This is a genomic window from Kocuria rosea (assembly GCF_006094695.1).
Taxonomy (GTDB): Bacteria; Actinomycetota; Actinomycetes; order Actinomycetales; family Micrococcaceae; genus Kocuria; species Kocuria rosea.
The window spans coordinates 3,261,010-3,285,317 of record NZ_CP035103.1; the positions used below are offsets into that span (position 1 = coordinate 3,261,010).

Annotated in this window: 19 protein-coding genes and 1 tRNA gene; 11 read left to right on the forward strand and 9 right to left on the reverse strand. The window is 73.1% G+C overall.

Going from position 1 to position 24,308, the window contains the following annotated elements:
* Positions 1-2: 2 nt before the first annotated feature.
* Together EQG70_RS14890 and EQG70_RS14895 are read right to left on the reverse strand one after the other, a co-directional pair.
* Entirely contained in the window at positions 3-4,925 is a 4,923-nt protein-coding gene (locus tag EQG70_RS14890; protein ID WP_017834388.1) for an NAD-glutamate dehydrogenase, read from the reverse strand.
* Between the two features lie 135 nt (positions 4,926-5,060).
* Entirely contained in the window at positions 5,061-5,639 is a 579-nt protein-coding gene (locus EQG70_RS14895) for a histidine phosphatase family protein (protein ID WP_109268596.1), read from the reverse strand.
* 172 nt (positions 5,640-5,811) lie between these two features.
* Here EQG70_RS14895 and EQG70_RS14900 point away from each other — a divergent pair, with 172 nt between their 5' ends.
* Entirely contained in the window at positions 5,812-7,194 is a 1,383-nt protein-coding gene (locus EQG70_RS14900; RefSeq protein WP_095651301.1) for a TIGR01777 family oxidoreductase, read from the forward strand.
* Positions 7,195-7,246: 52 nt separating this feature from the next.
* Here EQG70_RS14900 and EQG70_RS14905 read toward each other — a convergent pair whose 3' ends face one another.
* Positions 7,247-9,442 (reverse strand): catalase, encoded by a 2,196-nt coding sequence (locus EQG70_RS14905; RefSeq protein ID WP_109243697.1) that lies wholly within the window; start codon positions 9,440-9,442, stop codon positions 7,247-7,249.
* Positions 9,443-9,722: 280 nt separating this feature from the next.
* Positions 9,723-10,778, reverse strand: a complete 1,056-nt coding sequence (locus EQG70_RS18360) for a YsnF/AvaK domain-containing protein (RefSeq protein WP_208746212.1) — start codon at positions 10,776-10,778, stop codon at positions 9,723-9,725.
* Between the two features lie 146 nt (positions 10,779-10,924).
* Here EQG70_RS18360 and EQG70_RS14915 point away from each other — a divergent pair, with 146 nt between their 5' ends.
* Genes EQG70_RS14915 through EQG70_RS14925 form a run of 3 tightly spaced genes read left to right on the forward strand, consistent with a single transcriptional unit; the run spans position 10,925 to position 12,868 of the window.
* The gene (locus EQG70_RS14915) at positions 10,925-11,188 is read left to right on the forward strand and encodes a PLDc N-terminal domain-containing protein (RefSeq protein ID WP_035925812.1); all 264 of its coding nucleotides are present in this window, start codon (positions 10,925-10,927) and stop codon (positions 11,186-11,188) included.
* Between the two features lie 43 nt (positions 11,189-11,231).
* Entirely contained in the window at positions 11,232-11,915 is a 684-nt protein-coding gene (locus tag EQG70_RS14920) for a tetratricopeptide repeat protein (protein ID WP_109268595.1), read from the forward strand.
* Positions 11,912-12,868, forward strand: a complete 957-nt coding sequence (locus EQG70_RS14925; RefSeq protein ID WP_017834381.1) for an aldo/keto reductase — start codon at positions 11,912-11,914, stop codon at positions 12,866-12,868. Before EQG70_RS14920 ends, EQG70_RS14925 begins: the two co-directional genes overlap by 4 nt.
* A 15-nt stretch (positions 12,869-12,883) precedes the next feature.
* On the opposite strand, the gene EQG70_RS14930 is transcribed toward EQG70_RS14925, so the two are convergent.
* Complete coding sequence (locus EQG70_RS14930; protein WP_167508916.1) at positions 12,884-13,654, reverse strand: IclR family transcriptional regulator; 771 nt, start codon at positions 13,652-13,654, stop codon at positions 12,884-12,886.
* A gap of 172 nt (positions 13,655-13,826) precedes the next feature.
* Between EQG70_RS14930 and EQG70_RS14935 the strand changes: the two genes are divergently transcribed.
* Entirely contained in the window at positions 13,827-15,284 is a 1,458-nt protein-coding gene (locus EQG70_RS14935; RefSeq protein WP_109268594.1) for an MFS transporter, read from the forward strand.
* On the forward strand, positions 15,284-17,149 hold the full coding sequence (locus EQG70_RS14940) for a bifunctional sugar phosphate isomerase/epimerase/4-hydroxyphenylpyruvate dioxygenase family protein (protein WP_109268593.1): 1,866 nt from the start codon (positions 15,284-15,286) through the stop codon (positions 17,147-17,149). The genes EQG70_RS14935 and EQG70_RS14940 overlap by 1 nt, the downstream gene beginning before the upstream one ends.
* Before the next feature lie 24 nt (positions 17,150-17,173).
* On the opposite strand, the gene EQG70_RS14945 is transcribed toward EQG70_RS14940, so the two are convergent.
* Positions 17,174-17,647, reverse strand: a complete 474-nt coding sequence (locus tag EQG70_RS14945) for an acyl-CoA thioesterase (RefSeq protein ID WP_017834068.1) — start codon at positions 17,645-17,647, stop codon at positions 17,174-17,176.
* 211 nt (positions 17,648-17,858) lie between these two features.
* On the opposite strand from EQG70_RS14945, the gene EQG70_RS14950 reads away from it, so the two are divergent.
* Positions 17,859-18,506 carry an S-adenosyl-L-methionine-binding protein gene (locus EQG70_RS14950; RefSeq protein WP_109268592.1) on the forward strand — a complete coding sequence of 216 codons (648 nt, stop codon included), beginning with the start codon at positions 17,859-17,861 and terminating at the stop codon, positions 18,504-18,506.
* Between the two features lie 77 nt (positions 18,507-18,583).
* On the forward strand, positions 18,584-18,871 hold the full coding sequence (locus EQG70_RS14955) for a hypothetical protein (protein ID WP_035925795.1): 288 nt from the start codon (positions 18,584-18,586) through the stop codon (positions 18,869-18,871).
* Positions 18,872-18,896: 25 nt separating this feature from the next.
* On the opposite strand, the gene EQG70_RS14960 is transcribed toward EQG70_RS14955, so the two are convergent.
* Positions 18,897-19,487, reverse strand: a complete 591-nt coding sequence (locus EQG70_RS14960) for an alpha/beta fold hydrolase (RefSeq protein WP_109268591.1) — start codon at positions 19,485-19,487, stop codon at positions 18,897-18,899.
* Between the two features lie 181 nt (positions 19,488-19,668).
* Here EQG70_RS14960 and EQG70_RS14965 point away from each other — a divergent pair, with 181 nt between their 5' ends.
* Complete coding sequence (locus EQG70_RS14965) at positions 19,669-20,451, forward strand: metal-dependent hydrolase (protein ID WP_109222273.1); 783 nt, start codon at positions 19,669-19,671, stop codon at positions 20,449-20,451.
* A gap of 3 nt (positions 20,452-20,454) precedes the next feature.
* Here EQG70_RS14965 and EQG70_RS14970 read toward each other — a convergent pair whose 3' ends face one another.
* Positions 20,455-21,312 carry a formate/nitrite transporter family protein gene (locus EQG70_RS14970; protein WP_109268590.1) on the reverse strand — a complete coding sequence of 286 codons (858 nt, stop codon included), beginning with the start codon at positions 21,310-21,312 and terminating at the stop codon, positions 20,455-20,457.
* 147 nt (positions 21,313-21,459) lie between these two features.
* Between EQG70_RS14970 and EQG70_RS14975 the strand changes: the two genes are divergently transcribed.
* Positions 21,460-21,546 (forward strand) — tRNA-Leu (locus tag EQG70_RS14975).
* A gap of 91 nt (positions 21,547-21,637) precedes the next feature.
* Here the strand turns inward: EQG70_RS14975 and EQG70_RS14980 are convergent.
* Positions 21,638-22,828 carry a M14 family zinc carboxypeptidase gene (locus EQG70_RS14980; protein ID WP_035925786.1) on the reverse strand — a complete coding sequence of 397 codons (1,191 nt, stop codon included), beginning with the start codon at positions 22,826-22,828 and terminating at the stop codon, positions 21,638-21,640.
* A gap of 271 nt (positions 22,829-23,099) precedes the next feature.
* Between EQG70_RS14980 and serA the strand changes: the two genes are divergently transcribed.
* On the forward strand, positions 23,100-24,296 hold the full coding sequence (gene serA / locus EQG70_RS14985; protein WP_017834075.1) for a phosphoglycerate dehydrogenase: 1,197 nt from the start codon (positions 23,100-23,102) through the stop codon (positions 24,294-24,296).
* The last annotated feature ends 12 nt before the right edge of the window (positions 24,297-24,308 follow it).

Below are 24,308 nucleotides of genomic sequence, written 5' to 3' on the forward strand. Positions count from 1 at the left end.
TCCTAGCCGACCAGGGCGCTGCGCATGGTCCGCAGCGCCACGGACAGGGACGCGAGCTCCGCGGAGGCCTCGCCCGTGTCCTCGGCCTCGATCTCCCCCAGCACCTCGCGCAGCCGGCCCAGGCGGGACTCGTTGCTGGACTCCCAGGACTCCACCTTCTCCCGCGCGTCCCGGCCGGGGGCCTCGAGCGCCTGGTCGGCGAGGGCCACCAGGGTCGCGTACACGTCCTCCCGCATGGACATCCGCGCGAGGTTCTCCCAGCGGGTGGTCTGCGGCAGGCCGGTGATGCGGTTGAGCAGGCTCTCGATGCGGTAGCGGTCGTAGAGCCGGAAGTAGACCTTGGCGATGGTCTTGATCTGCTCCTCGTCGAGGCCGCCGTCCTCGGCGATCGCCTCGCCGGAGGCGTGGGCGAGACGGGCGACGTCGAGCAGCGCGAACGCGTCCAGCAGCTGAGACCACTCCGTGGCCAGCGCCCCGGGGACGCCCTGCCGCGCGGCGGCCTCCGCCCGCGAGTCGACCCGCTGCCGGGAGTCCTCCCCGAGCAGCCGGTCCTCGAGGAACCGGATGTCCACGGTGGGCTTGTAGCGGTCGATGACCTCGGCCACCGGGTTGGCCGTCTCCTCCCGGTTGATGAGCCAGCGCACCACGCGGTCCAGCAGGCGCCGCATGTCCAGGAACATCCGGTCCCACACCTCGGTGGGCACCTCCGCGGGCAGCTCCCGGTGCTGGTGGGCGTAGCGGTCGATCTCGTAGATCTGCACGGCCGCCACGAAGGCCCGGGCCACCTCCACGGGCCCGCACCCGGTCTCCTCCATCACGCGGTAGACGAACGGGATGCCGCCGTAGTTGACCATCTGGTTGGCCACCATCGTGCAGATGATCTCGGCGCGCAGGGGGTGGGTGCCGACGAGCTCGCCGAAGCGCTGGGTGATCTGCTCCGGGAAGTAGGCCTCCAGGACCTCCCCGAACCACGGGTCCTCGGCGAGACCGCCCTCGACCAGCGCCTCCGAGAGCTGGATCTTGGCGTAGGCCGCCAGCACGGACAGCTCCGGGGACGTGAGCCCGTGGCCGGTGCGGACCCGCTCGCGCAGCTGCTCGTCGGAGGGCAGGAACTCGATGCCCCGGTCGAGGTCGGCCTCGTCCTCGAGCCAGTGCAGGAACCGGATGTAGGCCTCGTTGAGGGCCCGCACGCGCGAGCGCTCCGTGGTGAGCAGCACGTTCTGCGCCACGTTCGTCTCGAGCACCAGTCCGGCGACCTCGTCGGTCATGGCCTCGATGAAGCCGGCGCGCTCCGCCGCGGAGAGCTCGCCCGCCACGACCATGCGGTCCACGAGGATCTTGATGTTGACCTCGCGGTCGGAGGACTCCACGCCGCCGGAGTTGTCGATCGCATCCGTGTTGATCAGCACCCCGTTCAGCGCGGCCTCCACGCGGCCGAGCTGGGTGCAGCCCAGGTTGCCGCCCTCGCCGACGACCTTGGCCCGGAGGTCCCCGCCGTCGACGCGGATCGGGTCGTTGGCCTTGTCCCCCACGTCCGTGGAGGTCTCCTGCGCCGACTTCACGTACGTGCCGATCCCGCCGTTGTACAGGAGGTCGGCGGGCGCCGTCAGGATCGCCCGCATCAGCTCGATCGGGGAGAGCTCCTCGACGCCGTCGTCGAGGTCGAGGGCCTCGCGGACCTGCGGGGAGATCGGCACGGACTTCGCGGTGCGCGAGTACACGCCGCCGCCGGCCGAGATCTTCTCGGGGTCGTAGTCCTGCCACGAGGAGCGCGGGCGGCCGAACAGCCGCTCGCGCTCGGCGTAGGAGACGGCCGGGTCCGGGTCGGGGTCGAGGAAGATGTCGCGGTGGTCGAACGCGGCCAGCAGCCGGATGTGCTCGGACAGCAGCATGCCGTTGCCGAACACGTCGCCGGACATGTCCCCCACGCCCACCACGGTGAAGTCCTCCGCCTGGGTGTCGACGCCCAGCGCGAAGAAGTGCCGCTTCACCGACTCCCACGCCCCCCGGGCCGTGATGCCCATGGCCTTGTGGTCGTAGCCCACCGAGCCGCCCGAGGCGAAGGCGTCCCCGAGCCAGAACCCGTACTCCGCGGAGATCGCGTTGGCGGTGTCCGAGAAGGACGCCGTCCCCTTGTCCGCGGCCACCACCAGGTAGGAGTCCTGGCCGTCGCGGCGCACCACGTTCTCGGGGTGCACGACGACGTCCTGGCCGGACGCGTCGCGGACGAGGTTGTCGGTGATGTCCAGCAGGGAGGCGATGAACAGCTTGTACGCCTCCCGGCCCTCCGCCACCCAGGCGTCCCGGTCCGCGGCCGGCTCGGGCAGCTGCTTGGGGTAGAACCCGCCCTTCGCCCCGTTGGGGACGATCACCGAGTTCTTCACCATCTGCGCCTTCACCAGGCCCAGGACCTCGGTGCGGAAGTCCTCCCGGCGGTCCGACCAGCGCAGGCCGCCGCGGGCCACGGGCCCGAAGCGCAGGTGCGTGCCCTCGACCCGCGGGGACCACACCCAGACCTCGAACATGGGGTGCGGCAGCGGGGCCGTGCTGATCCGCCGGGGGTCCAGCTTGAACGCCATGGTGGGGCGGTGCCGGTACACGTTGGTGCGCAGCGTGGCGGCCATGCACTCGGCCAGCGCCCGCAGCAGCTTGTCGGCGTCCAGGGTGGGGACCTCGTCCAGGGCCTCGGTGAGCCGCCCCTGCGCGGCGTCGCGCTGGGAGCCGCGCACGGCGTCGTCGAGCGCCGGGTTGAAGCTCGCGTCGAAGAACTCGACCAGCGCCCGGGTGACCCGCGGGAAGCCCAGGAGCGTGTCCGCGATGTAGTCGAAGGAGTTGGGGTGCCCCAGCTGCAGGAGGTACCGGACGTAGGAGCGCAGCACGGCCACGGTCCGCCACGTCATGCGCTCCGTCAGGACCAGCCGGTTCAGGGAGTCGGACTCGGAGCGCCCGGACAGCACCGCGCACAGGGTGTCCTCGATGAGGTCCTCGGTCTTGGCGTCCTCCGGGCCGGTCGCGTCCACGCCCTCCGGCAGCCGCACCCCGAAGTCGTAGAGCTGGAAGTGGCGGCCGTCGGCGGGGGTGACCTCGTACGGCTTCTGGTCCAGGACCGTCAGGCCGAGGTTCTGCAGCATCGGCAGCAGCTCGGTCAGGGACAGGGAGCGGGTGAGGTAGATGTTCAGCCGCACGCCCCCGGGGTCGTCGACGACGCGCACCTCCGCGGGCAGGTCCGGGTCCCGTCCCCACAGCTCCTCGCAGCGCTGGAGGTCCTCGACCGCCTCCTCGATCTCGTAGTCCGCCCGGTAGGCGTCCGGGAACGCCTCCGCCCAGTTCTCGGCGTGCGTCCGCGCGAGCTCCTCCGAGAAGTCCCGGTGGATCGCGCGCGCCAGCGCCTCGGACCAGGACCGCACCGCGGCCCGCAGCCGCGCCTCCAGGCCCGAGCGGTCGAAGGACTGCACCTGACCGGTGTAGGGCAGCCGGATGCGGAAGAACAGGCGGGCGAGCGTCGAGGAGGTGAGCCGGGCGTCGAAGTCGATGGACTCGGCGTCGAAGGTGCGCTTGAGCTCGGCCTCGATCCGCCCGCGCACCGACGTGTTGTACCGGTCGCGGGGCAGGAAGACGACCGCGGACATGAACCGCCCGAAGTGGTCCTGGCGCAGGAACAGCCGGGTCTGCCGCCGCTCGTCCAGGCCCATGACGCCGCGCATGATGTCGTAGAGCTCGTCCGCGGTCATGTGGAACAGCTCGTCGCGCGGGTAGTCCTCGATGTTGCCCATCAGGTCCCGGGCCGAGTGCGAGTCCTCGAGGAAGCCGAACCGCTCGGCGACCTCGGCCATCTTGTCCTTGATCAGCGGCGTCTCGCGGGCCGGGGTGTTGTAGGCGCGGCGGGTGAACAGCCCCAGCACGAGGTACTCGCCCACGATCCGGCCCTCGTCGTCGTACTTCGCGACGCCGATGTAGTCCAGGTACTCCCGGCGGTGGATCGAGGAGCGGCGGTTGGCCTTCGTGATGAACAGCGTGCCGGCCTCGCGGGCGTGCTCCCGGCCCAGCCCGGTCAGGACCTGCCGGTGCGGCTTGCGGTCGTGCTCCACGAGCAGGCCCAGACCGGTCCCGGGACGGCTGACCAGGGAGAGGCCGTCGCCGGAGTCCTCGAGGTCGTACTCCTTGAAGCCCATGAGGATGAAGTTGCCCCGGACCAGCCAGCGCAGGAACTCCTGGGACGGTCCGACCAGCGGCGGGTGCCCGCCCTCGGGCAGGTCCAGCCGCCGCAGCCGGTCGAGCTCGTCCGCGAGCCGTCCGACGCGCTCCTTGAGCTCCACCTGGTCGTCGTCGACCCGCTGGACGTCCTCGAGCAGGCTCGTGAGCCGGTGCACCAGCTCCTGGGCGGTCTCGTCCGAGATCTGCCGGGAGAGCTCCACGGAGATCCAGGACTCCACCACGTGCGTGGTGCCCCCGTCCGAGCGGAACCCGGCCAGGCTGGGCAGCGCGGTGGTGTCGCCGCTGGAGGTGGCCGAGAAGTCCGGGACCTGCTGGAGCTCGCGCAGCTCGTGCGTCCCTGCGTCCCGGGCGGCGACGAGCACGGGGTGGATGAGCAGGCGGGCACCGCCCCACTTCGCGGCGATCTCCGCGGACACGGTGCTCACGAGGTAGGGGACGTCCTCGGTGACCACGAAGACCACGGAGGTCGAGTCCTCCTGGCGCACGCCCACGGCGATCTCCCGGGGCGCGCGGACCCGGCCCACCTCGTGGTGGTGGTCGGCCCGCTCGCGCAGCTGGTCCTCGGTGCGCGCGAGCAGGTCCTCCTGGGGCACGTGGCGGTAGTACTCGTTGATCCACGCCCGGTCCCCGGACCACTCGGGGGCCCGCGGGATCACCTGCAGCGCCTCGGTCCGGTCCTCGTCGGGGATCGTGTACTGGTCAGAGGCCACAGCCGCATCACGCCTTCGTCGCCGTGGACGGCAGGGGGCACGGTCCGTGCGCCGCCCTCGCCGCCCCAGGGGGTGGACGGCACCTCGTGGGACCGTCCCTGGTGGGTCCCAGCTTATTGAACGAAGCCGGGACTGTCAGGGTGCGGTGGACTCCGACGCGTCATCTCGCAGGCGCGCGGCGCCGAGGGCCTCCGTCCGCACGGGGACCACCTCGCAGTTGCCGACCCGGGGATGGGCCTCCCCGTTGAGCTCGGAGACCGTCAGGCGGATGAGCGAGCCGTGCGCCACCACCAGCACGCGGCGCCCGGGGTGGTCGGCGTGGATCCGGCGCAGCGCCGCCAGACCGCGGCGGACGACCGCCTCCGGCGGCTCCCCGGCGGAGAGCACCTGCTCCCGCGCGGCGCCCTCGAGACCCGCCAGGCGCGAGCCCTCGAGCGGGCCGAAGCTGCGCTCCACGAGCTCGTCGTAGGTCGCCGCGAGCTCGAGGCCCAGGGCCTCGCCGATGATCCGGGCAGTCTCCACGGCCCGGCCGAGCGGCGAGGAGACCAGGACGTCCCAGCCGAGGGCCTCGGCGTGCAGGTGGCGGGCGACGACCCGGGCCTGCTCCCGCCCGGCGTCGTTGAGCGGGACGTCCGTGGCGCCCTGGAGCCTCTCCTCGAGGTTCCAGTCGGTCTGGCCGTGGCGGATGAGCACGATGCGTCCGGGGGTGTTCACGTCCCCCACTCTGGGCGACGGCCCGCCGGGGGGCAAGCGGGACGGCGGGAACCCCGGTCCGCGGGGGCCCGGGCACCGCACCCGGCCGCCGCCGGCCCTCCGGGCCAGGACACGGACGGCCCGCGGCCCGAGGTCCTGGACGAACCGGGGCAATGCGGGTTGAGTGGCACGCATGACCACCTTCACGTTCAGCTCCCGCGTGCCCCACCCCGTCGAGGACGTCTTCGCCTGGCACGCCCGCCCGGGGGCGCTCACCCGGCTCACGCCCGCGTGGACGGGCTCCGTGGTGGAGGAGTCCTCGCCCCCGCTGCAGGACGGGACGCGGTCCCGGCTGCGGGTGGCCGTGCCGGGCTCCTACGGGCTGGCCTCGGTGCCCTGGACCGCGGAGCACCACGGCTTCGTCCCCGGCCGGGAGTTCCGGGACCGGATGGTGAAGGGCCCGCTCGCCTCGTGGGAGCACCACCACCGGTTCGACGACGACGGGCACGGCGGGACCGTGGTCACGGACACCGTGGAGTACGCGGCGCTGCCGGGCAGCAGGGCGTTCGGGGACCGGCTGATGAGCCCGGCGCTGGGCCGCCAGTTCGAGGCCCGCGCCCGGCGGCTGGCCGCCGACCTCGACCTCCACAGCCGCTATCCCGGCCGGCCGCTGACCGTCGCCGTCACGGGGGCCTCGGGCACCATCGGCGTGCAGCTGGCCGCGCTGCTGAGCACCGGGGGCCACACGGTCCTGCGCTTCGTGCGCCGCGAGGCGCGCACCCCCCTCGAGATCTCGTGGGACCCGGCGGCCGGGGAGCTGGACCCCGCCGCGCTGCGGGGGGTGGACGTCGTGGTGAACCTCGCCGGGCGCAGCATCGGGGGGCGGCTCACGGACGCCGCGAAGGAGCAGATCCACGACTCGCGGGTGCTCGGCACCCGGCTGCTCGTCCGCGCCTTCGTCGCGCTCGGCGACGAGGCCCCCGCCGCGCTGGTCAACGGCTCCGCGATCGGCTACTACGGGGCGGACACGCACGGGGAGAGCGTCACGGAGAAGTCCCCGCCGGGCGACGACTTCCTCGCCGAGGTCTGCACGGCGTGGGAGCGTGCCGCCCAGGAGGCCGAGGCCATCGGCACCCGCGTGGTCACGGTGCGCACCGGGGTGGTGCAGAGCCCCGCCGGCGGCGCCCTCAAGGCCCAGCTGCCCCTGTTCCTCGCGGGGCTGGGCGGGCGGCTCGGCTCCGGGGACCAGTGGCTGAGCTGGATCTCGCTGGACGACACGGTGGGTCTGTTCGCCCACGCGGTGCTCTCCCCCGGCCTGCACGGGCCCGTCAACGCCGTGGCCCCGATGCCGGTGACGGGCCGCGACTACGCCCGGACCCTCGGCAAGGTCCTCGGCCGGCCGGCCCTGCTGCCCACCCCGGGGTTCGGGCCGAAGCTCGTGCTCGGCTCCGAGGGCGCCGAGCTGATGGCGCTCGCGGACCAGCGGGTCTCGGCGGACCGGGCCATCGACCGCGGCTACCGGTTCCGCCACCCCGACCTCGGCTCGGCGCTGCGGGAGGAGCTGGGCCGCTTCTGACCCGCCCCGGCCCGCCCGCCGCCGACGTGGTGGGTCAGCGGCAGGACGGCCGTCAGAGGCGGCCGGAGACCGGGAACCGCTCCCAGGCGCGGTGGCTCTTCATGAGCGTGACCACCTGCTCGACCACGGCGGCGGCGTCCTTGCCGGAGACCACGCCGGGCGCGCCCTCGGGCAGGCCGGCCGCGGCGAGCACCTGGCCCTTGGCGCCCCAGGTGCCGATGGCCTTGGCCTGGCGGAACACCTCGCCGAGCAGCAGGTGCACGCGCGGGTCCACGCCGCCGGGGGCGACGGCTCCGGCCTTCGCGTCGAGGCCCTGCTGGGCGTCCGGGGCCGGCGGGACGGCGCCGGCCACCAGCACCGAGTCGAACTCGACGGAGCGCGCCGTGAGGTAGGTCCGGTGGGCCACGACCTTCCCGCCGCGCCCGACCGGCCCGCCGTGCGGGGCGATGACCAGCGGCACCATCCCGGCGTCGTCGATCGCGGAGACCACGGCCAGGAGGTCGTTCTCGTCGGGGTCGGGGCCCACCACGATCCCGACCTGCCGGCCGTCGAGGGGCCACTGCCCGCCGACCTGGGACAGGGCGGGGCTGGGCTTGATCCTCCCGTGCTTGACGGTCGGCTTCGGCGCCGGAAGGCCCAGGCCCTGGGCGACCACGGCGCACAGCTTCTCGTCGATGTTGGCCAGGGCCTGCAGCTGGCGCTCCTTGACCGCCTGCTCCCAGCACTTGCCGAGCTCGAAGGTGTACGCCTGCGCGATGTGCTCCTTCTCGACGTCGCTCATCGACAGCCAGAACAGGCGGGTCTGGGTGTAGTGGTCCTCGAAGGTCACGGGGTTCCCGCGCTCCTTGACCGACTCCGCGACCGGGGCCGGGTGGTCGATGAAGGGGCGGGCCGGCTCGTCGGCGGGGAAGGGGTTGTTCCCGTCCAGCGAGTTCGGGTGGTAGGGCGCCACCCCGCTGTGCACGGCCGTCTGGTGCATCCCGTCCCGGAGCATGTCGTTGACCGGGGCGTGCGGGCGGTTGATCGGCAGCTGGGTCCAGTTGGGCCCGCCCAGCCGGCTGAGCTGGGTGTCCAGGTAGGAGAACAGCCGGCCCTGCAGCAGGGGGTCGTTGGTGACGTCGATGCCGCGGACCAGGTTGTTCGGGTTGAAGGCGACCTGCTCGGTCTCGGCGAAGTAGTTGGACGGGTTGCGGTTGAGCGTCATCAGCCCGACCGGCTCCACGGGCGCGAGCTCCTCCGGGACGATCTTCGTGGGGTCGAGCAGGTCGATGCCCTCGAAGACCTGCTCCTCGTTGTCCTCGAAGACCTGCACCCCGAGCTCCCACTCGGGGTGGGCGCCTGCCTCGATGGCGTCCGCGAGGTCCCGGCGGTGCACGTCCGGGTCCATGCCCATCGCGATCTGCGCCTCCTCCCACAGCACCGAGTGCACGCCGAGCTTCGGCTTCCAGTGGAACTTCACGAGCACGCTGCGGCCGGCGTCGTCGACGAGCCGGAACGTGTGGACGCCGAAGCCCTCCATGGTGCGGTAGGACCGGGGGATGCCGCGGTCCGACATGTTCCAGATCGTGTGGTGCTGCGCCTCGGTGTGCAGGGAGACGAAGTCCCAGAAGGTGTCGTGGGCGGACTGCGCCTGCGGGATCTCCCGGTCCGGGTGGGGCTTGCCCGCGTGGATGACGTCCGGGAACTTGATGGCGTCCTGGATGAAGAACACGGGGATGTTGTTGCCCACGAGGTCCCACGTGCCCTCGGAGGTGTAGAACTTCGTGGCGAAGCCGCGGGTGTCCCGGGCGAGGTCGGCGGACCCGCGCGAGCCGAGGACGGTGGAGAAGCGCACGAAGACCGGGGTCTCGACGTCCTTGCCGAACACGGCGGCGGAGGAGATCCTGCTCGCGGTGCCGTAGGAGCGGAACACGCCGTGGGCGCCGGCGCCGCGGGCGTGCACCACGCGCTCCGGGATGCGCTCGTGGTCGAAGTGGCTGATCTTCTCCCGGAAGTGGTGGTCCTGCAGGAGCACGGGACCGCGCCGGCCCGCCTTCAGGGAGTGGTCGGTGTCGGCGCGCCGGGAGCCGTGGGCGGTGGTCAGGTGCTCGCCGCCCTGGGCGTTGAGGGTCGGGTCGATCCCGGTGTCCTGGCCCGTGGGGCTCACCGGCTCCGGCGTGCCCTGGTCCGGCTTGGGCGGCAGCGGCGGGCGGGGCGTGGTGGGCTCCGCGAGCGGGGCGGTCTCGCTGCCGGGGACGCCGGGAGCCATGGGCGCCTGCCCCTCGGTCCTCTGCCTCTTCCTGTTCAGCCTCTTGCGCATGATGGACCTCCCGGTCGTCGAAGTGCGGTCGACACCGGCCGGTCCCGGTCCGGACGGACGGGAACGACCAGCTCACTTACCATTAGTGCACTCCCGTGAGGCAGGGCACAAGTCACCGGACCCGCCTCCGCGCTGGGTGAACAGCCGACCGCGCCCCGGGCGGACTCCCCGGACGGAGCGGAACGGACCCCCTCGGCGCCGTGGCCGAGGGGGTCCGGGACGGAGGGGCTCAGTCCTCCTCGACGTCGACCCGCTCCTGGCGCACGGTCTCCTCGACCACCTCCGTACGCTCCGTGCGGCGCACCACCAGGCGCACCCGCTCGTAGGGCACGCACACCGTCTGCACCACGGGCACCTCCCGGTAGAGGATGACCTCGTCCTCCCCCACCGGCAGCTCCCGGCCGGCGAGGAACGCCTCGCGCTCCTCCTCGGTGACGGGGGTGCGGACCTCCTCGACGTCCTCGGACGCCAGGGTCTGCTCCGCGCGCACCGGCTCCTCCACCACGTACTTGCGCAGCCGGGCCCGCCCGGACTCGACGCGCTCGGTCCCGACCTGCAGCCGCTCCTCGTGCCGGACCACGGAGGGGGTCTCGCCGGAGCGACCACCGACCCCGAGGTCACCGGTCGCGTCCCCGGCGGCGTGGCGGCCGGCACCGCGCTCCGCCCCGGCCCGGGTCGTGGTGTCCCGGTCCGTGGTGTCCCGGGTCGTGGTGTCCGGGCCGGTGGCGTCCCGCTCCACGGTGTCCAGGTCGGCAGTGTCCAGGTCGGCAGTGTCCAGGTCGGCGGTGTCCGGGCCGGTGACGTCCCGGCCGGTGGCGTCCCGGCCGGTCGCCTCCTGGTCGAAGGCCCCTCCGCCGGCGCCGGACGGCTCGTCGCGCCGGCCGTGGTCGCGCCGGTCGTCAGGCCGATCGTCGCCCACGCTCTCGCGGTCGTGGCCGGCCGTGGCGTCCGCCCCGGTCAGCGACTCGCCGGTCCCGCGCACGGGCGAGCCGTCGTCGCGGCCTGAGTCGTCGCCGTGACGGACGGCGTCGTCGTCCCCGGCGTCGATGTTGTAGGCGGGAGCCCCGCCGCGCGGGTCGCGGGTGTCGGTGGCACCCGAGGTCGCGGAGCCGCCGATGTCGCCGTCCTCCCGCCCGTAGGCGTTGTGGTCCCAGAGCTCGGTCGCCGAGCTGGGCGGGTGGCGCTCCACCCCGGTGTCGTCCGCGTCCCGCCCGCCGGCGCGCCCGGCGGTGGGCTCCTCGTGGGCGGACTCCTGGTCGTACGGGCGGTCGTCGGAGGTGGACATCGTGGACTCTCCTCGGGGTTGCAGTCGACAGCCACATTTTATCAGCGTGCTGAGCTGTGGCGCATTCCACTCTACGGGGGACCGGGGACCGGCGCGCCGGAGCGCCCGCCCTTGTCCGCCCGGGCCCACGGTGCGAGGATCGATGCATGAGCACCTGGACCGCCCTCGCGGCCGGCGGCGCCGAGGCCGTGCGGACGGGGGCGTGGGAGAGCGGTGCGACGGTGGCCGGAGCGGTCGTCGTCGTGCTGATGGTGGCCGCCACGGTCTCCCTGCTGCGCAGCCCGGCCCTGGATCCCGTGCTGCGCCTGCTGTGGCTGCTCGTGATCCTCGCGTTCCCCGTCGCCGGCGCGGGACTGTGGTTCGCGCTGGGCCGCCGGGCCCCGCGCCCGCAGGACCCGCACCCCGCGTAGCCCGCCGACACCCCCGCAGGACCCGGCCGAGAAAGGACTCCGCATGAGCTACACCCAGGACGGGCACGGGTTCTTCACCCGGGCCCTGGACGCCGAGGACCGCGGACGGCTCGACGAGGCCGAGACCGCCTACCAGCAGGCCATCGTGCTCTTCGAGGAGGAGGGCGACTCCCTCCAGGAGCAGGCCGCCTGCCACTACAACCTGGGTCATCTCTACCTCGGGATGAACCGCCCCGGCCGGGCCGTCACCGCCTACGAGAACGCCCTCGGGCTGTTCTGCCGCATCCCCGGCAGCGGCAAGCACCTGGCCCGCACACACCTGATCCTGGGCAGCCTGCTGCTCGAGCTGGACCGCGCCCACGACGCGGAGGAGCACCTCCTCGACGCCCTGGGCCAGTACCTCGACGCCCCGCACGAGGCGCAGGACCAGGCGCAGTGCCACGTCAACCTGGGACGGGTGTACGAGCTGGGCGAGCGCCACACCCAGGCCATCACGGCCTACAACCGGGCGCTGGACTTCTACCAGGAGACCGAGGCCACGGCCACGGACCAGGCGGAGTGCTTCACCGCCCTGGGCCGGCTCTACGAGCGCGCGGGCCGGATGAAGGAGTCCGGGGCCGCCTACGCGGCGGCCGCCCGCCTGCGCTGGTCCGCCGAGCAGCAGCGCCTGGAGCAGCAGAGCCCCACCCGGGACGCCGGGGTGCCCGACGGAGAGGACCGTTCATGAGCTCGCGCCTGATCTACGGCTGCATGACCATCGGGGGGTCGTGGGACGACGCCCCGCCGAGCGCAGGGACCGTGGACCGTGCCCGGGCCGCGGTGCACGCGGCGCTGGACGCCGGCATCACCGACTTCGACCACGCCGACATCTACGCCCACGGCAAGTCCGAGGAGGTCTTCGGCGAGCTCCTCGCGGAGGACCCGGAGCTGCGCCGGAGGGTGCGCCTCCAGACCAAGTGCGGGGTGCGCCTGCCGGGCAACACCGCGGCACCCGGCGCGCCGACCCACTACCGGCTGGACCGGGACACGATCCGGCGCGGCCTCGAGGGGTCCCTCCGCCGGCTCCGCGTGGACTCCGTGGAGCGCTTCATGCTGCACCGGCCGGACCCCCTGGCCGATCCCCGGGAGGTCGCGGGGGCCCTGGACGAGCTGCGCAAGGAGGGGCTGATCCGCTCCGTGGGCCTGTCCAACATGTCGACCCGCCAGGTGTCCCGCTACCAGCAGGTGCTCAGCACGCCCGTCACCGCGGTGCAGCTCGAGCTGAGCCTGCGGCACCGGAGCTTCGTGGAGCAGCAGATCCTGGCCAACCACCCCGAGGGCGCGGAGCACTCCTTCCCGGAAGGGCTCCTGGAGTACTGCGCGGCCGACGGCATCGAGGTGCAGGCGTGGGGCGCCCTGGCCCGCGGCCTGTACACCGGTGCGCCGATCCCGCCGGAGGACCAGCACGCCGCGGCCACCGCCGAGACGGTCCACCGGATCGCCTCGGCGCACGGCGTCCCCGGCGAGGCGGTGGTCCTCGCGTGGCTCATGAAGCACCCCGGCGGGATCCGCCCGGTGCTGGGGACCACCGACCCGGAGCGGATCGCCGCGTGCGCCGCGGCGGAGGAGCTCGCGTCCCGGCTCGGCCACGAGGACTGGTACGCGCTGCTCACGGCGGCGCGGGGCCAGTCCGTCCCCTGAGCCCGCCCCGGCCGCTCAGCCCGTGAGCCGCGCGCCCAGCTCGCCGGCCGCCTCCCGGAGGGCGGGCGCCATGTCCACGAGGTCCTCCAGCCGGTGCCGGAACACCGGCGCGGACAGCGCGAGCGAGCCGATGCAGCCCCCGCCCGGCCGCAGGACGGGCACCGCGACGGCGACCATCCCCACGTCGTGCTCCTGGTCCTGGGTGGCCCAGCCCTCCCGCCGGATCCGCTCGACCCGCCGGCGCAGCTCGTCCCGGTCCGTGAGCGTGGCCGGGGTGCGGGCCTCGAGCTCGATGGTGCCGAGCAGGTGCTCGCGCACGTCCTCCGGGGCGAACGCGAGCAGGCACAGCCCGAGGGCCGAGGAGTGCAGCGCGCCGCGGTAGCCGGGGTCGGAGGTGACCCGGAAGTCCGGCCCGTCCTCCTTGGCGAGGGTGTGGAAGCGGTCGCCGTCCAGGACGGCGAAGAGGCAGGACTCCCCCGTGCGCTCGACCATCCGCCGGAGCACGGGCACGACCGTCCCCGTGATCCCGAGGCGCTGGGCCACGCTGTGGGCGGCGTGGAAGATCTTCAGCCCCAGGACGTAGCGCCTGTCCTCCTGCAGCTCGGCGAAGCCGTCCCGGACGAGCGCGTTGAGCAGCCGGTAGGTGGTGCTGAAGGGGTAGCCGCAGATCTTGGTGGCCTCGGCCGCGGTCAGCCCGTCCGGGTGCTCCCCCAGCAGCTCGAGCAGCCGGAGGGCCTTGCCCACCATGTCCTGGCGGGCGGCCCCCGCCGGCGCCGGGGCCGTCACCGGGGGCCCCCGGCGCCGGGGAGGGCGGTCCTGATCGACGCTCGCACAGCAGCGCTCCGTCCGTCCTGCGGTTGACATGTGGACCAGCTCACAGAGATCATGATCACACAGTAGCAGTGACTTCCACAATATGAGAACCAGATCGCGTTGTGGACCGACCCGAAGGACCTCCATGAGCTCAGCAGCGACGACCGCCGGGACCACGGCCCCGCCGCCCTCCGGCCGGACGCCCCGCAAGGCCGCGCTGGCCAGCTGGATCGGCAGCGCCCTCGAGTACTACGACTTCGCGGTCTACGGCACCGCCGCCGCCCTGGTGCTCAACCACCTCTTCTTCCCCGCCGAGACGTCCCCCGGCGTGGCCATCCTCTTCGCCATGGGCACCGTGGGCGTGGCGTACGTCGTCCGCCCGCTGGGGGCCCTCGTCATGGGTCCGCTGGCCGACCGGTTCGGCCGCAAGTTCGTGCTCATGCTGACCCTGTTCATGATCGGCGGGGCGACCTTCGCCGTCGGCTGCCTCCCGACCTACGACCAGGTGGGGATGCTGGCCCCGGTGCTGCTCGTGCTGTGCCGCGTGGTCCAGGGGCTGTCCGCCGCGGGCGAGCAGGCCAGCGCCATCTCCATGTCGCTCGAGCACTCCGACGAGGACCGCCGCGCGTACACCACCAGCTGGACCCTGCAGGGCACCCAGTTCGGGACCCTGCTCGCCACCGCCGTGTTCATCCCGTTCACCCTCCTGCCGGAGGAGGCGCTGTTCAGCTGGGGCTGGCGCGTGCCGTTCTGGCTCTCCGCCGTCGTCGTGGTGGTGGCCTACCTGATCCGCCGCCACCTGGAGGAGCCCCCAGCCTTCCGGGAGGCCCGCGCCGAGACCCCCGCCGAGCAGCCGGAGTCCCCGCTGCGCGTGCTCCTGCGGCACCACCGGGCCGCCGTGGTCCGGATCGCCGCTGCCGCCATGATCAACACCGTCAACGTGGTGTTCACGGTGTGGTCGCTCTCCTTCGCCACCTCCGTGGTCGGCCTCGAGCGCTCCACCATGCTGTGGGTCTCCGTGCTGGCCAACGCCGTCGCCCTGTTCGTGATCCCGGTCGTGGCCGTGCTCGCCGACCGCATCGGCCGCAAGCCCGTCTTCCTCGCGGGGGTCCTCGGCCCCGCCGTGCTGATGTACCCGTACCTCTCGGCGGTCCACGCCGGGAACTGGCCGCTCATCTTCGTGCTCGGCGCCGTCATGTCCGGGTGCTTCTACTCGATGGCCAACAGCATCTGGCCCTCGTTCTACGCCGAGATGCTGCCGCTGCGGGTCCGGGTCACCGGCCTGGCCCTGGGCACCCAGATCGGCTTCGCCGTCTCGGGCGGCTTCGCGCCCGTCCTCGCCTCCGCCGTGGCCGGTCCCGCCGGCGACAACTGGCTGGGCGTGGCCGTGTTCGTCACGGTCGCGTGCCTGATCTCCGGCGGCGCCGCGCTCACCGCGAAGGAGACGGCGCGGAAGTCCCTCGACGAGATCGACGCGCTGCACACCTCGCGCACCGAGGCCGCCGAGCTGCGCGCCCTCGAGGCCCGGGGCCGGGGCGCCGAGAACGAGGGCGCCGCGGAGGAGGGCGCCGCGGAGCCGGCCGCCGCCGGGGCGGCACGCTGATGCGCACCTCGATCGCCACGGTCTGCCTCTCGGGCACCCTCGAGGAGAAGATGCACGCCGCCGCGGCCGCCGGGTTCGACGGGATCGAGGTCTTCGAGCAGGACCTGGTCGTCTCCCCCTCCTCCCCCGAGCAGATCCGGGAGCTCGCCGGGCAGCTGGGCCTGAGCCTTGACCTCTACCAGCCCTTCCGGGACTTCGAGGCCGTGGGCCCCGAGCTGTTGGCCGCCAACCTGCGGCGCGCCGAAGCGAAGTTCCGGCTGATGAACCGGCTGGGCATCACCACCCTGCTCGTGTGCTCCAACGTGGCCACGGCCGAGATCGACGACGACGAGGTCATGGCGGGGCAGCTGCGCCGGCTCGGCGAGCTCGCCGCGCGCCACGGCGTGCGCCTGGCCTACGAGGCGCTGGCCTGGGGGAGGTTCGTCAACGACTTCGAGCGCGCCCAGCGGATCGTGGACCTCGCCGACCACCCGAGCGTGGGGACCTGCCTCGACAGCTTCCACATCCTCTCCCGCGCCTGGGACCCGGCCCCGATCGAGGACATCGCGGCGGAGAAGATCTTCTTCGTGCAGCTGGCCGACGCCCCGCTGCTGAGCCTGGACGTCCTGTCCTGGTCCCGCCACCACCGGGTGTTCCCCGGGCAGGGCGACTTCGACATGGTCGGCTTCATGTCCCACCTGGTCCGCGCCGGCTACGACGGCCCCGTGTCCCTGGAGATCTTCAACGACGCCTTCCGCCAGGCCGACGTCAACCGCACGGCGGTGGACGGGCTGCGCTCCCTGCGCTGGCTCGAGGACCAGACCCGGCGGGCCCTGGCCGGGGAGCGGACCCGGGACACGCTCGAGCTCCAGCCGCTGCCCGCGGTCGAGGAGCCGGCCGGCCACGACTTCGTGGAGATCCGCACCGGGCGGCTCGGCGAGACCACCCGGCTCCTGCACCAGCTCGGCTTCGCCCTGGGCGGGCACCACCAGTCCAAGGAGAACGTGCAGGTGTGGGTGCAGGGACCGGTGCGGGTCGTCGTCAACGACGCGGTCCCGGACGGCTCCCCCACCGAGGTCGCCGCGCTCGGCTTCGACGTCGCCGACCCGGACGCCGCCGTCGACCGGGCCGCCCGGCTCAAGGCCCTGCCCGTGCCCCGCTCCCAGCGCGACGACGAGCAGGTCCTGCGCGGCGTGTTCGCCCCGGACGGCACGGAGATCTTCTTCTGCGAGCGCACGGCGGACGGGGTCCCGGGGTGGCTGGGCGAGTTCGGCGCGGACGACGAGCTCGACACGGGGGCCCTGGTCACCGGGGTGGACCACGTCAACATGGCCCAGCCGTGGCAGCACTACGACGAGGCCGTGCTGTTCTACACCTCGGTGCTGGCGCTGGAGGCGCAGGCCGCCCAGGACGTCCCCGGCCCCTCGGGGCTGGTGCGCAGCCAGGTGATGCGCTCGGCCAACGGGGCGGTGCGGATGCCGCTCAACGTGGCCCCGACCGCCGCGGAGCAGGGCTCCTTCGTGGGCGCGGCCTACCCCGAGCACGTGGCGCTGTCCTGCACGGACGTCTTCGCCGCGGCCCGGCGGGCCCGCCGGCGCGGGCTGCGGTTCCTGCCCGTGCCGCAGAACTACTACGAGGACCTCGACGCCCGCTTCGACCTCGACGCCGGGTTCGTGGCCTCCCTGCAGGAGCTGCACCTGCTCTACGACCGGGACGCCGAGGGCGAGTTCCTGCACTTCTACACGGAGACCCTGGGCACGGTGTTCTTCGAGGTGGTCGAGCGCCGCAACGGGTACTCCGGCTTCGGCGCGCCCAACGCCCCGGTCCGGCTCGCGGCGCAGTACCGGCGCTCGCAGGCGGCCCACCGGGCGCGCACGGAGGCCTGAGCACCCCGCCGCGGGGCGCGCGGGTCAGCGGAAGACGCGCGGGCCCGCGTGCGGGGCGAGGAGCTCCTGCTGCTCCGCCGAGATGCGCAGCACCGTCCCCGTGGCGGGCACGAAGAACGCGAGCTGGGTCTCGGCCCGCACGCACGCCCGGCGCGAGACCACGTCGGTGATCTCGAAGCCCAGCGTCAGCGCCCCGCCGCGGGCGGAGACGACCCACACCCGGACCTCCACCGGCGTGTTGCGGTACTCGAGGGGGCGGAGGTACCTGATCCGGTTCTCGGTGATCAGCGCCTGGGTGCCCTCCGGCAGCGCGGAGAAGAACGGGATCAGCGGGGGCTCCACCTGGTCGCCGGTGCCCACGGGCACGCCCAGGGCCGCGATCCGCGACTCCTCGAGCAGCCGCACGACCTCCACGTTGTTCACGTGCCCGTACGGGTCCATGTCGCCCCAGCGCATGGGCACCCGGCACAGCACCCCGGTCTCGTCCTCCACCGTCATGCGGTCCGTCCTCCTCGGTCCTCGACCTGCCGTGCGCACGGCACGTCCGCGCGGCACGCCCGCGCGCACCGCACCGGCGTGCTACATCGTAGGCCCGCACCGGCCCGCCCGGGCGGCCTCGGCCCGTCACACGGCGGCCGCGCCCAGCGGCGGGTGCGACAATGTCGGCTGATCCGGACTCCGTCCCCACGACCGGCGAGGAGCGGCCCCGATGCCCCGCAGTGCCCGCACCACCCGCCGCCCCGTCCTCCGCTCTGCCCGGGCGACCTGGGTGCTCGTCCCGGTGCTCGCGCTGCTCCTGGTCTGGCTGGTCGCCGGCTGGACGGCGTTCCAGCACCCCCGGACCGACGTCCCGGCGCGCTCGGACGCCCTGCTCGTGCTGGGCCCGCCGGACCGGACCCGCATGGCCGAGGCGCTGCGGCTCATGGACGCCGGAGTGGCGCCCGTGCTGGTCGTGGCGAACCCCGGCACCGGCGACCTCGGCGACGCCTCGGGCCGGGTGTACTACACGCGGGCCGCGCAGACCTGCGCGGGGGGCGGCGAGCAGGACTACGAGGTGATCTGCTTCCGCCCCGACCCCTCGACCACCCAGGGCGAGGCCATGGAGCTGCGCGCACTCAGCGAGCAGCGAGGGTGGGAGCACGTCAGCGCCCTCACCTACCGTCAGCACGTCGCCCGCTCCCGCCTGCTGCTGGAACGCTGCTACGCCGGGGAGCTGGACGTGCTCTCCTTCGACTACCCGGCCGTGCCGCGGGGTCACCTGCGGGAGTTCGTCTACCAGTCCGGCGGCTTCGTGAAGGCCTGGCTCACCCCCGGCTGCGACCAGCAGCTGCCGTGGCGGCCCAAGTCCCTGGACTGAGCGGTCGGCCGGGACCGGTGGCCGTGCTCTGCGGCTCCCGCCTTCCCCCGCCGCAGCCCGAGGGGAAGACTGGGCCCATGACCGACCTGCAGTGCCCCGCCACGGCCGTCCTGCTCGACGACGCCGTCCCTCCCCCGCCGTGGACCGCGCGCCTGCGCGTGGCCGAGCGGTTCACGGCCCGCGGCGCCGAGGAGCTGGTCTCGCTCGTCGAGGACTCCGCCGACCTGTTCCGCGGCGAGACCTTCGTGGTCGCCGCCCCCGCGGGTGACATCGAGGCGGCGCTGCGGCGGCGGAGCGTGCGCGGCCGGGCACCCGTCGTCGTCGAGGTGGACTCCGCGGGGTGGCGGTCCGTGGCAGCCCCCTGACGCCCCGCTCCCCGACGGGGGCCGGTCAGGCAGAGCGCTCGAGCTCGTCGGCCACCCAGCCGTGCACGATGCCCGCGAAGGTGTGCGGGTCGGTGAGCACGCCCATGTGCGCGGTGTCCGTGACGATCCGCGTGACGTGGCCCTCCTCCGGGTCGAGCGCGTCGATCGCGGGGTCGTCGTCCCCCTGGATGAGCAGCACCGGCAGCTCGGTGTGCTCGAGCAGCAGGGGTGTGCGGTCCGGCCGGTCCCGCATGGCCTCCAGGGCCCGGACCACGGCGTCCTCCGGCCAGTCCCGGGCCTGCCGGAGCGCGGCCTCGACGTCCTCCTCGCGGGCGTCCTCCCGGAACGTCCGGGGCATCTGCCGGTCCGCGTAGGCGGCGACGCCGTGCTCCCGCACGGCGTCGAGCACCTCGCACACCCGGTCCGCGTACGCCTCCAGGTCGGCGGCTCCCTCCGGGAGGTCGCCGCCGCCGACGCCCGGCAGGTCCACCGTGAGCACGTCGTGGAAGGCCTCGAGCAGCGGCCGCGCCCGGTCCCACAGCCGCTGGGTGCACAGCAGCCCCGGGAGCAGCAGCAGGGTGGGCGCCCCCGAACCGGAGCGATCGGATCGGAGCACGGCGCTGTCCTTCCGTCGGCGGAGTCCTGGCCGTCAGCCTACGGACCCGGGGGATCCGGTGTCACCGGGCGCCCGTCGGGCGGCCCCCGGCGCTGTGCTGTCCGGCCGGGACCCTAGTGTTTCCGCTGGTGAGGTCGCCCTGACCCCACCGCACCGAAAATCCGAGGAGGACATCACTCTCATGATGGGACCGAGCCATGCGGCCTGCGGGGCGGCCGCATGGGTGGCGCTGACCGCCGACTACCAGCTGCACCTCCAGGACCTCACCGTCCCGATCGGCTGGGGCGTCCTGGACGTCGGCGACACCGGTGTGCTCACCGGGGCGCTCGTCACCGCCGGGGCGGCGCTGCTGCCGGACCTCGACCACCCGGACGGGACCGTGGCCCGGTCCCTGCGCCCGCTCTCCACCTGGCTGGCCCGCGGGATCTGCCGGCTCTCCGGCGGGCACCGGCGCGGCACCCACTCCGTGCTGGGCGTGGCGGTGTTCACCGGCCTGGCCGCCGCGGCGCAGAAGATCGGGATCCCGGTCGAGGGCCTCGGCTGGGTGTGGCCGCTCGCCGCGGTGATGTCCGTGCTCCTCATCGCCTTCGCGGTGCAGGTGCTCGCCTTCGTGCCGGACCGGGTCGCGAAGCTCAACTGGGTCGTGGGGATCGGGCTGGGCGTCCTGGTGGGGCTGCACCCGCCCGCCCACGAGTGGTGGTTCGCCGCGGCCGTGGCCACGGGGGTGGTCGCCCACCTGGCCGGGGACCTGGTGACCACGCGCGGGATCCACCTGCTCTACCCGCTGCGGATGCCGCTGCCCCTGCCCCGGTCGGTGTACAAGAACCGGTCCTTCCTCACGGTGCCGCTGATCGGCAACGCCGGCTCGGCCGCGGAGATCGCGCTGCTCGCCCCGATCACCCTCTTCGCCCTGACGGGCCTGTGGGGGGCCTTCGCCCTGACCACCGGGCTCGTGGTCGCCTGAGCCTCAGACCACCCGCCCGTCGGCGGCGTGCTCGCGCTCCTGCTGCCCGCGCTCCTTCTTGATCAGCTCGAGCGTGCGGATGAGCCGCGGCATCGTGATGATGACGAGCCCGCCCACCATGTTCAGCGGGATGACCCACAGCATCCACACCAGCCACTCCGTGTAGGAGATGTCGGCGCCCGCGTGCATCGCCCCGAAGATGACCGCCGAGTTCAGTGCGCCGTGCAGCATGCCCAGCCCGACGACCAGCAGGCCGTCGATGAGCGCGATGGCGGTGTGCACCACCTCGTTGCTGGATCCCTGGCTCATCCGCGTCCCGAGCGTGATGGTGCTGCCGGCCAGCAGCGCCAGAGCGGCCGACTCCACGGTGAGGCCCCCCTCGAGGTACTTGGTCGCCGACTCCTCAAGGACGTCGTGGAACTGCGGGAACCCCGCCACGATCAACCAGGTGAACAGCCATCCGCCCAGGAGGTTGGTCAGCAGGGTCACCGTCCAGAAGCGCGCCAGCTGCCACCAGGTGCTGTGCCGGGAGACGACGGCGTAGATGGGCACCAGGAAGTTCTCCGTGAACAGCTCCGAGTGGGCGAGCTGGAGCGCGAGCAGCCCGAAGCCGAACGCCGCGCCGGCCAGCAGGTCCGATCCGGTGGCCTCCTTGACCGCCAGGTAGGCGAGGATGCCCACCCCCACGTCGATGCCCCCGAAGAGTCCGGTGATGGTCATCGCCCGCCACGTGCGGGTCAGGCGTTCGGCGCCCTCGGTGACCGTGTTCTCGAACTCCTCGACCAGCTCGTCCTCGAGCGGCTCGTCCGTCCTGCCCAGCTCCTTGCGCTTCTCCTCGAGATTCTCCCTGTCGGGTTCCATCCGTGCCCCCTGTGTGCCCTCGTCGACCCCTGACCGGGATGCGGCAAGCCTACTGACAGCAGGCCGGAGACCACGATTGGCCAACGGGGGCGACTGTGGGTAGGATTGTCGTCGTTGCCCACAGCGGTCCGCCGCTGTGATCCATCAGCGCGAGTGGCGGAATAGGCAGACGCGCACGGTTCAGGTCCGTGTGCCCGAAAGGGCGTGGGGGTTCAACTCCCCCCTCGCGCACCACACAGGCGAAGCGGGACATCCGACGGATGTCCCGCTTCGCCTTTTTGATGCCCCCGGACCGGCCGGAGCAGCCGGGCCCCGGCGGCCGGGCTCAGCCGACCGGGATCACCCCGGCGTAGTCGGTCTGGTAGCCGGTGACCGGGGCGTGCGGGATCTCGTCCCAGCGCTCCGGGTCCTCCTGCTGGACCTCCCCGGTGGCCAGGCCGAGCAGCAGCTCCTTCACGGCGAGCACGTTCTGCCGCACGCTCTTGCCGCGGGCCTTCTGGCCGAGGCTGCCGTCCGAGGAGTTGCCCGAGGTCTCGAAGAACACCACCGGGTGGGAGTGCCCCTCGGGGTTGAGCCCGCCGTGGTCCAGGCCGAGCATCATCGCCGAGACGACACCGCCCTTGATGTCGATCTCGTAGCTGCCGCCCACCTGGTAGCGGTCGATGTTGATGGAGCCGTACTTCGAGAGCTCGTCGTAGACGTGCACGTTCATCTGCCGGGTGAGCCGGTCGTAGGCGCCGCCCTCGAGCCCCGGCAGGGTCGGTCCGCCGGGAGCGAGGGAGATGCCCAGGGACAGGGTGACGTCGTCGCCGGTCCCGTACTGCGTCTTGAGGCCCTGGTGGTGGATGTCCACGCCCCAGGCCGGGTCGACCGTCGTCCAGTACTCGTAGAAGGCGCGGGACTCGTCGGCCGCGAAGCCCTCGGCCGTCCAGTCGCGGTTGAGGTCGATGCGCTGCGGCGTCCCGCCCTCCGGCGCGCCGGAGACCTGGTCCCACAGGACGGTGTGCCGGATGTTGGCCTCGGCGCCGTCCGGGTTGTACATGGGGATGATGTGGAAGGTGAACCTCGAGCGCAGCAGCTCGTACTCGGACGAGCCGTTGGTGCCGAGCTCCTTGAGCAGGCTCAGCAGGGCGTCGGTGCCGTAGGGCTCGTTGCCGTGGATCCGGCCCTGGAGCCACACGTGCTCCGTCCCCGAGCCGACGGTCGCGACCCACAGGTCCCGGCCCTGCTCGGAGGTGCTCACCTCCATGCCGGCCTCGGCCAGGGTGAAGGCGTCGACACCGTGGCGGCTGGTCCGCTCCAGCTTCTGCAGCTCCCGCTCCACGTCGTCGGGGGTCAGGATGCTCGAGATGCTGGTCCTCCCCTCCGTGGCGGGGAAGTTCGCGTCCGCGGCGGCAGGTGCGGCCGCACCGAGGGGAAGGGCGACGGCGAGCGCGAGCGCCGCCGCGGTCCGGCGCCGGCGGCGCGGGCGGCCCGAGGAGCGTGCGGTCGCGGGGTCTCGGTGCTGAGGGATCATGTGCTGGTCCTCCTGGGGGATGGGGCTGCCGGTGCGGCCCGGGGCCGCGCCTGAGGGGGTGCTCGCGATGCTATTCGCGATGGCACACGTCCGTCACCGGCCGGCCCGCAACAGTGGAAGTACTGCTCGGTAGACCCGCGTCCGCCGGCGGAACGTCCACGGGCTCCGCGCGGGACGGCCCCCCGCGGAGCCCGGTGATCCGGACCACATCGGCCGCGGGGTGACGCCCGGCGTCGCGATCCCCTGCGCCGTAGCCATAGACTGGGCGACTGTGAAAGCACTGCTCCTGGAGAACGTCCACCCCGAGGCCGAACGCATCCTGTCCGAGAAGGGCATCGAGGTCGAGACCCGCAAGGGCGCCCTCGACACCGGAGAGCTCGTCGACGCCCTCGAGGGCGTCGAGCTGCTCGGCATCCGGTCGAAGACCCACGTGACCCGGGAGGTGTTCGAGGCCCACCCGCAGCTGCTGTCCGTGGGCGCCTTCTGCATCGGCACGAACCAGATCGACCTGGCGGCCGCCACCGAGCACGCCGTGACGTGCTTCAACGCCCCCTACTCCAACACCCGGTCCGTGGTGGAGCTCGCGATCGCCGAGATCATCTCGATGGCCCGGCACCTCACGGACAAGAACAAGGGCATGCACGAGGGCGTGTGGGACAAGTCCGCCGAGGGCGCCCACGAGGTCCGCGGCCGCACCCTCGGCATCGTGGGCTACGGCAACATCGGCTCCCAGCTGTCCGTGCTCGCCGAGACCCTCGGCATGCGGGTCTACTACTACGACGTGGTGGACCGCCTGCCCCTGGGCAACGCCCAGCGCTGCGACACGCTGGAGGAGCTGCTGGAACGGGTCGAGACCGTCTCGCTGCACGTGGACGGGCGCACCAGCAACAACAACCTCTTCGGCCGGGAGCAGTTCGAGCGGATGCGCCCCCGGTCCCTGTTCCTGAACCTGTGCCGCGGCATGGTGGTCGACTACAACGCGCTGCGCGACGCCCTGGTCAGCGGGCACATCGCCGGCGCCTCGGTGGACGTCTTCCCCAACGAGCCCAAGGTGGCCGGGGACCCGTTCACCTCGGTGCTGCAGGGCCTGCCCAACGTGATCCTCACCCCGCACATCGGCGGCTCCACGCAGGAGGCGCAGGTGGACATCGGGCGGTTCGTGGCCGGGAAGCTCTCGTCCTTCGCGACCTCGGGCTCCACGACCCTGTCGGTGAACATGCCGCAGGTCCAGCTGGACACCGCCGTCAACGGCACCCGCATCCTGCACCTGCACCGCAACGTCCCGGGCGTGCTGGCGACCGTCAACAGCGTGCTCGGCGACCACGGCATCAACATCGACCGTCAGCAGCTGTCCACCCGCGGGGACACCGGCTACCTCGTCACGGACGCCGGCAACGGCGTGACCCGGGAGGTCATCGAGCAGATCCTGGGGCTGCCCGAGACCATCCGCCTCAGCACCATCAACTGACGCACCGCCCGC

What these genes read in the sequence shown, in the direction of transcription:
- EQG70_RS14900 (WP_095651301.1), top strand. Translation starts at nt 5,812, where the DNA reads ATGACCACCTTCACGTTCAGCTCCCGCGTGCCCCACCCCGTCGAGGAC.
- EQG70_RS14905 (WP_109243697.1), bottom strand. Translation starts at nt 9,442, where the DNA reads ATGGCTCCCGGCGTCCCCGGCAGCGAGACCGCCCCGCTCGCGGAGCCC.
- EQG70_RS18360 (WP_208746212.1), bottom strand. Translation starts at nt 10,778, where the DNA reads ATGTCCACCTCCGACGACCGCCCGTACGACCAGGAGTCCGCCCACGAG.
- EQG70_RS14915 (WP_035925812.1), top strand. Translation starts at nt 10,925, where the DNA reads ATGAGCACCTGGACCGCCCTCGCGGCCGGCGGCGCCGAGGCCGTGCGG.
- EQG70_RS14920 (WP_109268595.1), top strand. Translation starts at nt 11,232, where the DNA reads ATGAGCTACACCCAGGACGGGCACGGGTTCTTCACCCGGGCCCTGGAC.
- EQG70_RS14925 (WP_017834381.1), top strand. Translation starts at nt 11,912, where the DNA reads ATGAGCTCGCGCCTGATCTACGGCTGCATGACCATCGGGGGGTCGTGG.
- EQG70_RS14935 (WP_109268594.1), top strand. Translation starts at nt 13,827, where the DNA reads ATGAGCTCAGCAGCGACGACCGCCGGGACCACGGCCCCGCCGCCCTCC.
- EQG70_RS14940 (WP_109268593.1), top strand. Translation starts at nt 15,284, where the DNA reads ATGCGCACCTCGATCGCCACGGTCTGCCTCTCGGGCACCCTCGAGGAG.
- EQG70_RS14945 (WP_017834068.1), bottom strand. Translation starts at nt 17,647, where the DNA reads ATGACGGTGGAGGACGAGACCGGGGTGCTGTGCCGGGTGCCCATGCGC.
- EQG70_RS14950 (WP_109268592.1), top strand. Translation starts at nt 17,859, where the DNA reads ATGCCCCGCAGTGCCCGCACCACCCGCCGCCCCGTCCTCCGCTCTGCC.
- EQG70_RS14955 (WP_035925795.1), top strand. Translation starts at nt 18,584, where the DNA reads ATGACCGACCTGCAGTGCCCCGCCACGGCCGTCCTGCTCGACGACGCC.
- EQG70_RS14965 (WP_109222273.1), top strand. Translation starts at nt 19,669, where the DNA reads ATGATGGGACCGAGCCATGCGGCCTGCGGGGCGGCCGCATGGGTGGCG.
- EQG70_RS14970 (WP_109268590.1), bottom strand. Translation starts at nt 21,312, where the DNA reads ATGGAACCCGACAGGGAGAATCTCGAGGAGAAGCGCAAGGAGCTGGGC.
- EQG70_RS14980 (WP_035925786.1), bottom strand. Translation starts at nt 22,828, where the DNA reads ATGATCCCTCAGCACCGAGACCCCGCGACCGCACGCTCCTCGGGCCGC.